Genomic DNA, 794 nt, shown 5'->3' with positions numbered 1-794 from the left:
ATGCAACGCTAAACATCCGTTGTGACATCCTAGAACCTGCAACAATGCAAGGCTATGACCGTGACCCACGCTCTATCGCAAAACGCGCTGAAGACTACATGCGCTCAACAGGTATCGCAGATACAGTGCTTGTTGGTCCTGAGCCAGAATTCTTCCTATTCGATGACGTGAAGTTCTCTAACGACATGTCAGGTTCTTTCTTCAAGATTGACGACATCGAAGCAGCATGGAACACAGGCAGCGACATCGAAGGCGGTAACAAAGGTCACCGTCCAGGCGTTAAAGGTGGTTACTTCCCAGTAGCTCCTGTTGACTCTTCTCAAGACATCCGCTCTGCAATGTGTCTAATCATGGAAGAAATGGGCCTAGTTGTTGAAGCGCACCACCACGAAGTGGCGACTGCGGGTCAAAACGAAATCGCAACTCGTTTTAATACGCTAACAACGAAAGCTGACGAAATCCAAATTTACAAATACGTAGTACATAACGTTGCTCACGCATTTGGTAAAACAGCGACATTCATGCCTAAACCACTCGTTGGCGACAACGGCTCTGGCATGCACGTTCACCAATCTCTAGCAAAAGACGGCGTTAACCTGTTTGCTGGCGACAAGTACGGCGGTCTATCTGAAACAGCGCTTTACTACATCGGCGGTATCATCAAACACGCTCGTGCAATCAACGCGTTTGCTAACCCATCAACAAACTCGTACAAGCGTCTTGTACCTGGATTTGAAGCACCAGTTATGCTTGCTTACTCTGCACGTAACCGTTCAGCTTCTATCCGTATCCCA

1 pseudogene is annotated in these 794 nt (G+C 48.0%); it reads left to right on the top strand.

The features are described 5' to 3' along the window. Nucleotides 1–794: pseudogene (glnA, locus tag R8N49_RS26390) on the top strand (glutamine synthetase); the annotation flags it as partial.

The organism is Vibrio sp. 1978 (assembly GCF_033344345.1).
The sequence above is the reverse complement of the archived record's forward strand: the minus strand, read 5'-3'. Positions and strand labels throughout refer to the sequence as shown.